Source organism: Streptomyces olivochromogenes (assembly GCF_021538895.1).
Taxonomy (GTDB): Bacteria; Actinomycetota; Actinomycetes; order Streptomycetales; family Streptomycetaceae; genus Streptomyces; species Streptomyces olivochromogenes_A.
This window is the reverse complement of sequence record NZ_JADDRL010000205.1, coordinates 1-8615: the sequence shown is the minus strand read 5'-3', so window position 1 is coordinate 8615 and position 8615 is coordinate 1. Positions and strand designations below refer to the sequence as shown.

Genomic DNA, 8615 nt, shown 5'->3' with positions numbered 1-8615 from the left:
AGCGCAGCACCAGGCAGGAGGCGAGGGCCGCCCCGAGCCCCTCCGCTTCTTCGGCACGTCCTGGGTGAACCACGACGACGGCTACGCGGGCCGACGTGCCGCGGTGGCCGTCGGCTCGCTCGCGGCGGCCCTCGCCTCCTGCCTGGTGCTGCGCTTCGCCTACCAGGGCCTGCGGATCGCCAACACCGGCTCCTTCGTGACCGTGCTGGTCGTGGCGATGTTCGCGATCTGCAGCGCGCTGGCCTTCCGCAACACCTGGGACGGTTTCGGCAAGCGCCTCGACCCCGACCGCCAGGCGTCCCTGCGCGGCCTGCTGGCCATCGGCTTCGTCGGCTCGCTCCTCGCCTATTTCTTCCGCTCCCTCATCGAGGCACCGGGCGAGAAGCTCCACCGCGAGGAGTACGAGAAGGCACGCGAGGAGTACGAACGCCGTTCCTCGCGCCGCACCGGGAACCCCTCCAAGAAGCGCCGGAGCAAGTAGCCCGCCGACGCCGGAGGCGGGAAATCCGCTGTCGTCGCGCGCCCCTTCCTCACCACCATGGCCGTATGACCTTGACGCCTCCGCCTTCCTCCACCGACCGGGCCCACTCCTTCAACGCCGCCGCGGCCCAGTACGCCGCCAGCCGGCCCTCCTATCCGCCGGCCCTCTTCGACGCCGTCGAGGAACTCGCCGCCCATCCCCTCGCCGGTGCCCGGGTCGTGGACGTGGGCGCCGGTACCGGTATCGCGACGGCGCTGCTGCGGGCCCGGGGTGCCGACGTGGTCGCGGTGGAGCCCGGTGAGGGCATGGCGGCCCAGTTCCGCCACGCCCTGCCCGGTGTCCCGATCGTCCGGGGCAGCGGCGACGCCTTTCCCCTGGCCGACGCGAGCGCCGACTTCCTCACCTACGCCCAGGCCTGGCACTGGACGGACCCGGCCCGGTCGGTGCCGGAGGCGCTGCGCGTGCTGCGCCCGGGCGGTGCGCTGGCGCTGTGGTGGAACACCCACGCCCTCGACGTCGAGTGGATCGCCGAGGCCGCCGACCGCGCCGGCCGCTTCTTCGGTATCGACGTCGCCGCCGAGCGGGAGGAGGCCGCCCGGACCGACCTCGCCGACCCCAGCGGCCGCCTGCGCTTCACGCGCCGTGAGGTCCGCTGGAGCCGCCGCGTCCCCCTTGACACGCATCTCGCCAACGTCGGCAGCCACTCGGTCTTCCTCCTCACGCCGCAGGGGCGCCGGACAGCCTTCCTCGACGAGGAGCGTGCCCATCTGCTGAAGGTCTTCCCGGACGGAGTCGTCGAGGAGACCTACGACGTCCTGCTACTGGTGGCCACCCACACCTGACCCGAGGGCTGTCCGCTCGGCGGCCCACCCCTCCAGGGCCGCCGCGCACGCCCGGTCCACGTACCGCAGGCCGCCGAGCTCCAGCCGCACCTTCCGGTCGCGCGGCACCGCCTCCAGCGCGTCCAGCAGCTTCGGCAGCCGCAGGAACGTCGCATGTCCCAGCACCCGCACGACGATCCCCGCCTCGCCCCGGTCCTCGCTCTCCACGTGCACATGGCTGACGTCCCACGCGGTCTTCGCCACCGCCAGCACGAGGCCGACCAGCACCCCCTCGAACAGGTTCCCGACGACGATCACGATCGCCGTCACCGAGAGCACCACCACCTCTCCCCGGTGTCCGCGCCACAGTCCGCGCAGCTCCCGCACCGGCACGAGCCGGCACCCCGCGTGCACCAGCAGTCCGGCCAGCGCCGCCACCGGAACCACCCCGAGCGCAGCGGGCAGCAGCGCCGTGAACAGCAGCAGCCATACGCCGTGCAGCACGCGCGACGCCTTCGTCCGGGCGCCCGCCTGCACGTTCGCCGCGCTCCGTACGATCACCGCGGTCATCGGGAGCGCGCCCAGCACCCCGCACACCGCGTTCCCCGCTCCCTGCGCGATCAGCTCCTTGTCGTACTCCGTGCGCGGTCCCCGGTGCAGCCGGTCCACCGCCGCCGCGCTGAACAGGGACTCGGCGGACGCGATCAGCGCGAAGGCGGCGACGGTTCCGAGCACGCCCACTTCCGTGAGCCGGCCGAAGTCCGCCACCTCCGGGAGCCGTACGGCATCCAGCACACCGCGCACCTCGACGCGCCGCACATCCAGATCGCACAGCCAGGTCACCGCCGTCGCCCCGGCGACGGCCACCAGCGGCGCGGGTACCAGCCGGGCTCCCGGCCGCCAGCGCGGCCACAGCAGCAGTACGGCGATGGTGGCGGCGCCCACCGACAGCGCCACCGGACCCACCCGGCCCGGCAGCGACACCAGTCCGGCGATCTTGCCCAGGCCGCCCGCGGGGGCGACCGTGTCACCGAGGGCGTACACCTGCCCGGCGATCAGCACGAGCCCGATCCCGGCGAGCATCCCGTGCACGACCGCCACCGACACCGCCCGGAACCACCGGCCCAGCCGCAGCAGGCCGAGGCCTATCTGCACCAGCCCGGCGGCGAGCACCAGCACCCCGAGCGTCTTCACCCCGTACTCCCGTACGGCCTCGTAGACGAGCACGGTCAGGCCCGCCGCGGGCCCGCTCACCTGGAGGCTGCTGCCCGGCAGCAGGCCGGCCACCAGACCGCCGACCATCCCGGTGACCAGCCCCAGCTCGGCCGGTACACCGGAGGCCAGGGCCACGCCCACGCACAGCGGCAGCGCGACGAGGAACACGACGAGGGAAGCGAACAGATCGGCCCGGAAATCGGCCTGGAACACGGGACGGCGCATGACGGGGCACCTCCGAGGAGCGGATCCGGCAGTGAAATCCATTGTCGGTAAAGGGAGTTGGTCCGGTGTCCGACTCATGTGGGCACTCGGTGAAGACGGAGGCGCGCGGACCGGACCGCACCGCTCCGATCGCCCCGCCGCGCGCCTGCGCCGCCGAACGCCCCGGTGCCGTTCGGCCCTTGACGGCACCCCTCGCTCCGCGCATTATTCAGCACATGATGAATTACTCCCCCGGCCCGCCGGAGAACCCGGCCGTCAGGGCCGCCGACCTCACCGTCACCCGTGGTCCGCGCACCGTTCTGCGCGGACTCGACTTCACCGTCCCGCGCGGCCAGATCACCGGCCTGCTCGGCCCCTCCGGCTGCGGCAAGTCGACGCTCATGCGCTCGATCGTCGGCACCCAGGCCAAGGTCACCGGCACCCTGGAGGTCCTCGGCCGCCCCGCCGGGCACCCCGCCCTGCGCACCCGCATCGGCTACGTCACCCAGGCCCCGTCCGTCTACGACGACCTGACGGTCCGCCAGAACCTCGACTACTTCGCCGCGATCCTCGACCCCGGACGCCCCCACGCTCGAACTCGCTCGCGCGGGGGGACCCCCATCGGTGCCGAACGCCGGCAGAACGTCGAGGGCGTCCTCGCCGACGTCGACCTCACCAGCCACGCCGACGCCCTCGCCGGCAACCTCTCCGGCGGCCAGCGCAGCCGCGTCTCCCTCGCCGTGGCCCTCCTCGGCACCCCCGAACTCCTGGTCCTCGACGAACCCACCGTCGGCCTCGACCCGGTCCTGCGCCGCGACCTGTGGAACCTCTTCCACGACATCGCCGCCACCCGCGGCGCCACCCTCCTCATCTCCTCCCACGTCATGGACGAGGCCGAGCGCTGCCACCGGCTCCTGCTCATGCGCGAGGGCGAGATCCTCGCCGACGACACCCCCGACGCCCTGCGCACCCGTACCGGGGCGGACACCGTCGAGGCGGCATTCCTGCACCTGGTGGACGAGGCGGTCGCCGCAGGCCGCACCAAGGAGACAGCCCGATGAGCACGACCACCGCGCCCGCCCCCACCAGCGCCCTGAACCTCTCCCGGACCACCGCCACCGCGACCCGGGTGCTGCGCCAGCTCCGCCACGACCCGCGCACGATCGCGCTGATGATCCTCGTCCCCTGCCTGATGCTGTTCCTGCTCCGCTACGTCTTCGACGGCAGCGCCCGCACCTTCGACAACATCGGCGCATCACTGCTCGGGATCTTCCCGCTGATCACGATGTTCCTGGTCACGTCCATCGCCACCCTGCGCGAACGCACCTCGGGCACCCTCGAACGCCTCCTCGCCATGCCCCTCGGCAAGGGCGACCTCATCGCCGGCTACGCCCTCGCCTTCGGCGGTCTCGCCATCGTCCAGTCGGCACTGGCCACCGGCCTGGCCGTGTGGTTCCTGGGCCTGGACGTCACGGGCTCGGCCTGGCTGCTGCTCCTGGTCGCCCTGCTGGACGCGCTGCTCGGCACGGCCCTCGGTCTCTTCGTCTCGGCCTTCGCGGCCTCCGAATTCCAGGCGGTCCAGTTCATGCCCGCGGTGATCTTCCCCCAGCTCCTGCTCTGCGGCCTGTTCACCCCGCGCTCCAACATGCACCCCGTCCTGGAGGGCATCTCCAACGTCCTCCCCATGTCCTACGCCGTCGACGGCATGAACGAGGTCCTGCGCCACACGGACATGACGACGACCTTCGTGCGGGACGTCCTGATCGTGGCCGGGTGCGCGGTACTGGTGCTGGGACTGGGAGCGGTCACCTTGCGACGCCGGACGGCATGACGGTTCGCAGCGGGGTCCGGGGGCGCGGCCCCCGGGCCGACGACGAACGTCCGCCAGCCGGACAACCGGCCCGCACTCCTGCGCACCGGTGCGAGGATGAATCGCATGAGCCAGAAAGTCGCAGTCCTCGGCACCGGCAAGATCGGCGAAGCCCTGCTCAGCGGAATGATCCGAGCCGGTTGGGCTCCCGCCGACCTCCTGGTCACCGCCCGCCGCCCGGAACGGGCCGAAGAACTCCGCGCCCGCTACGGAGTCAACCCGGTCACCAACGCCGAGGCCGCCAAGACCGCCGACACCCTGATCCTCACCGTCAAGCCGCAGGACATGGGCGCGCTCCTCGACGAACTCGCCGCGCACATCCCCGCCGACCGCCTGGTCATCAGCGGAGCCGCCGGCATCCCCACCTCCTTCTTCGAGGAGCGCCTGGCCGCGGGCACCCCCGTGGTCCGTGTCATGACGAACACCCCCGCCCTCGTCGACGAGGCCATGTCCGTCATCTCCGCCGGCAGCCACGCCACCCCCGAGCACGTCGCCCACGCGGAGGAGATCTTCGGCGCCGTCGGCAAGACCCTGCGCGTCCCCGAGTCCCAGCAGGACGCCTGCACCGCCCTCTCCGGCTCCGGCCCGGCCTACTTCTTCTACCTGGTCGAAGCCATGACCGACGCCGGCATCCTCCTCGGCCTGCCCCGCGACAAGGCCCACGAGCTCATCGTGCAGTCCGCGATCGGCGCCGCGGTGATGCTCCGCGACAGCGGAGAACACCCCGTCAAACTGCGCGAGAACGTCACCTCGCCCGCCGGCACCACCATCAACGCCATCCGCGAACTGGAGAACCACGGCGTACGGGCCGCCCTCATCGCCGCCCTCGAAGCCGCCCGCGACCGCAGCCGCGAACTCGCCTCCGGCAAGAAGGACTGAGTCCTTCGGCAGGGCCCTTCCGCAGGGCCTTTCCGGACAGCCTTTCCGGGCGGCCTCTTCGGGGGCGGTGCCTCAGCTCGCCGCGGCCACGATCTCCTCCGTGGTCACCACACGAGCGAAGCCGCCCCCGTGCAGCGACACCGCCGACGCCCGCGCCAGCTCGTCCGCGCCGCGCCGCCAGTCGAACGGGCCGGTCAGATCGAAGGTGTACGTGGCGTCGAACGCCACCAGCACGTCGTACCCGAGGTTCCCGCCCATCCGGGCCGTCGTCTCCACGCACATGTTGGTCTGGACCCCGGCCAGCACCAGCTGCGAGATCCCCTCCGCCCGCAGCCACGCCGCGAGATCCGGCGTCCCGTAGAAGGCCGAGTTCACGGTCTTCGTGATCAGCAACTCCTTCCCGGCCCCCGTCCCGCGCCGCTCCTCCACGTACTCCTTGAAGTCGTTGCCCACGTACCCCGGCCGCAACGGCGACTCCTGCCTCTCCGAGTCGTGCCGTACGAACACGACCGGCCGCCCCGTCGCCTGCCACACGTCGATCAGCGAGGCGATGGCCTCGTCCGCGCCCGGGTTGTTGCGCGGCCCCCAGAAGTCGGCCTCGTCGAAGCCCTTCTGTACGTCGACGACTATCAGTGCTGCGTTCTCCGCGATCTCCATGCCCTCGATCCTGCCGCCCCGGCGCCCACCGCCCCAGAGCCGCAAAAGTCAGCGATCGATGGTTTACTGCCAGACGTGACCGCCCCGTACCGCGTCGCCCTCGTCGCCTTCCCCGGCATCCGCGCCTTCGACGTCTCCGTCATCACCGAGGTCTGGGGCACCGACCGCACCGACCGCGGCGCCCCCGCCTTCGACCTGCGCAGAGTCGCCGCCGACGCGAGCACCCCCGTCCCGATGCGCGGCGGCCTCGCCCTGCACCCCGACCGCACCCTCGCCTGGCTCTCCCGCGCCGACCTCGTCGTCGTCCCCGGCCTCGACGACCACCTGACTCCCGCGCCCGCCCCCGTCCTCGACTCCCTGTACCGCGCCCACGCCCGCGGCACCACCCTCGCCGCCCTCTGCGGCGGCGCCTTCACCCTGGCCCAGGCAGGCCTCCTCGACGGCCGCCGCGCCATCACCCACTGGAACCTGATCGACCTCATGCGCGCGCGCCACCCCGGTGTCACCGTCGTCCCCGACGCCCTCTTCATCGAGGACGACAACATCTGGACCGCCGCCGGCACCGCGGCCGGCATCGACCTGTGCCTGCACCTCGTCCGCCGCGCCCACGGCGCCGAGGCCGCCGCCACCATCGCCCGCTCGATGGTCACCGCCCCCTTCCGCACCGGCACCCAGGCCCAGTTCATCGAGCACCCCACCCCGCGCGCCGACCGCGACGCGGACGCCCTCGCCGCCGTACGCGAACACGCCCTGCGCCACCTCCACGAGCCCCTCACGGTCGCCGGCCTGGCCGCGCACGCGGGCATGTCCGCGCGCTCCTTCGCCCGCCACTTCACCGCGGCCACCGGCACGACACCGCTGCGCTGGCTGCTGGACCAGCGCATCGCCGCGGCGCAGAAACTCCTCGAACGCACCGACCTGCCCATGCCCGAGGTCGCCCGCCGGGCCGGCTTCGGCAGCGAGGTCACGATGCGCCAGCACTTCGCATCGCGCCTCGCCACCAGCCCGCGCGCCTACCGAGCCGCGTTCAGCGCGACGGCGGGAGCGCCGGAGACGGCCGGCAGCAGCCCGATCGCCCGGTAGGCGGCGTCCACCGTCGGCCGGGCCATCGCCCGCGCCTTCTCCGCACCCTCCCCCAGCACCCCCTCCACATGACCGGGATCCGCGCACAACGCCTTGTGCCGCTCCTGTACGGGCCTGAGCACCTCGACCACGGCCTCCGCGGTGTCCTTCTTCAACGCGCCGTACGACTCGTACGCGTCGGCCAGCGCCCCCGGCTTCTTGCCCGTGCACGCCGCGAGGATCTCCAGCAGGTTCGCCACCCCCGGCCGTCCCTCGCGGTCGTACACGACCTCCCGCCCGCTGTCGGTCACGGCCCGCATCACCTTCTTGCGCATCACGTCCGGCTCGTCGAGCAGATAGACGATGCCCGGACCGAAGTCGTCCGACTTCCCCATCTTCGAAGCCGGCTCCTGCAGATTCATCACCCGAGCGGCCACCTCAGGAACCGTCGCCTTCGGCACCACGAACGTGTGCCCGTAGCGCTGGTTGAACCGCACCGCCAGATCCCGTGTCAGCTCGACGTGCTGGGCCTGGTCGTCCCCGACCGGCACCTCGTCCGCCCCGTACGCCAGGATGTCCGCCGCCATCAGCACCGGATACGTCAGCAATGACAGCCGCACGCTTCCGCCCCGCGCCCGCTCACGTGCCGCCTTCTCCTTGTACTGGATCATGCGCCGCATCTCGCCGTCGGTGGCCACGCACTCCAGCACGTACGACAGCCGCGCGTGCTCGTCCACATGGCTCTGTACGAACACGGTGCACAGCTCGGGATCGAGCCCCGTCGCCAGCAGGAGCGTCGCGGCCTGCCGACTGAGCCTGCGCACCCGCGCCGGATCGTGGTCCACGGTCAGCGCGTGCAGATCGACCACGCAGAACAGGGCGTCGGCCCGGTGCTGGTCCACCTCGGCCCACTGCCGCATGGCCCCCAAGTAGTTGCCCAGCGTCAGGTGCCCGGTCGGCTTGACCCCGCTGAAGACCCGTGTCATTCCCTCTCCACCTCCTGGTCGAGGCCGCCGTCCCGGGCGGCCGACCCTCAGGAGCTCCGGAGGGAGATACGCGAACGGCCGCCGAGGCGGCGGCCGTTGAGTACATACGTGTGTACGGCCGCCGTCAGGCGGCCCACCACTGCTGGGTGCACGTACGCGTCATCACGTCTCCCAGGGTACGCCCGGGGAGGGTCGTCCGGCAGCGAGTTGACACACCCCATCCGTATACGTAGTGTTCTCCGAGTTGTCCGACGTGAGCGCCGACTCCGGTCGGTCCCCGGACAGCCATTCCGCAAGTATCAACCGACAATCGGCGATCCGTCGTCGTGTGCTCCGGCGTGCGTATTTGCGAAATGAGGAATCCGCGTTCGAAAGGACGCAGCCCCGATTAGCTCGGGAGCCAGGAATCCGCTAAAGTCTCACTCGTCGGAACGGCCCAG

9 protein-coding genes are annotated in these 8615 nt (G+C 71.9%); 6 read left to right on the top strand and 3 right to left on the bottom strand.

The window, feature by feature from the left end:
- Both IPZ69_RS45335 and IPZ69_RS45330 read left to right on the top strand, forming a co-directional pair.
- The coding region (locus tag IPZ69_RS45335) for an EamA/RhaT family transporter (RefSeq protein ID WP_235460769.1) at window positions 1-481 on the top strand (481 nt) is incomplete at its 5' end.
- A 65-nt stretch (window positions 482-546) separates the two neighbouring features.
- Complete coding sequence (locus tag IPZ69_RS45330; RefSeq protein WP_235460768.1) at window positions 547-1323, top strand: class I SAM-dependent methyltransferase; 777 nt, start codon at window positions 547-549, stop codon at window positions 1321-1323.
- Here IPZ69_RS45330 and IPZ69_RS45325 read toward each other — a convergent pair.
- On the bottom strand, window positions 1300-2742 hold the full coding sequence (locus tag IPZ69_RS45325; protein ID WP_235460767.1) for a SulP family inorganic anion transporter: 1443 nt from the start codon (window positions 2740-2742) through the stop codon (window positions 1300-1302). The two genes, IPZ69_RS45330 and IPZ69_RS45325, sit on opposite strands and share 24 nt — an antisense overlap.
- 215 nt (window positions 2743-2957) lie before the next feature.
- Here IPZ69_RS45325 and IPZ69_RS45320 point away from each other — a divergent pair, with 215 nt between their 5' ends.
- The 3 genes from IPZ69_RS45320 (at window position 2958) to proC (ending at window position 5470) form a co-directional block, all read left to right on the top strand.
- Window positions 2958-3782, top strand: a complete 825-nt coding sequence (locus IPZ69_RS45320) for an ABC transporter ATP-binding protein (RefSeq protein WP_235460766.1) — start codon at window positions 2958-2960, stop codon at window positions 3780-3782.
- Window positions 3779-4552, top strand: a complete 774-nt coding sequence (locus tag IPZ69_RS45315; RefSeq protein WP_235460765.1) for an ABC transporter permease — start codon at window positions 3779-3781, stop codon at window positions 4550-4552. Before IPZ69_RS45320 ends, IPZ69_RS45315 begins: the two co-directional genes overlap by 4 nt.
- 105 nt (window positions 4553-4657) lie before the next feature.
- Window positions 4658-5470 carry a pyrroline-5-carboxylate reductase gene (gene proC, locus IPZ69_RS45310; protein WP_235460764.1) on the top strand — a complete coding sequence of 271 codons (813 nt, stop codon included), beginning with the start codon at window positions 4658-4660 and terminating at the stop codon, window positions 5468-5470.
- Between the two features lie 72 nt (window positions 5471-5542).
- On the opposite strand, the gene IPZ69_RS45305 is transcribed toward proC, so the two are convergent.
- Window positions 5543-6127 carry a cysteine hydrolase family protein gene (locus IPZ69_RS45305; RefSeq protein ID WP_235460763.1) on the bottom strand — a complete coding sequence of 195 codons (585 nt, stop codon included), beginning with the start codon at window positions 6125-6127 and terminating at the stop codon, window positions 5543-5545.
- A gap of 75 nt (window positions 6128-6202) precedes the next feature.
- Between IPZ69_RS45305 and IPZ69_RS45300 the strand changes: the two genes are divergently transcribed.
- On the top strand, window positions 6203-7210 hold the full coding sequence (locus IPZ69_RS45300) for a GlxA family transcriptional regulator (RefSeq protein ID WP_235460762.1): 1008 nt from the start codon (window positions 6203-6205) through the stop codon (window positions 7208-7210).
- Here IPZ69_RS45300 and trpS read toward each other — a convergent pair.
- Entirely contained in the window at window positions 7141-8175 is a 1035-nt protein-coding gene (gene trpS / locus IPZ69_RS45295; protein ID WP_235460761.1) for a tryptophan--tRNA ligase, read from the bottom strand. The two genes, IPZ69_RS45300 and trpS, sit on opposite strands and share 70 nt — an antisense overlap.
- Between the last annotated feature and the right edge of the window lie 440 nt (window positions 8176-8615).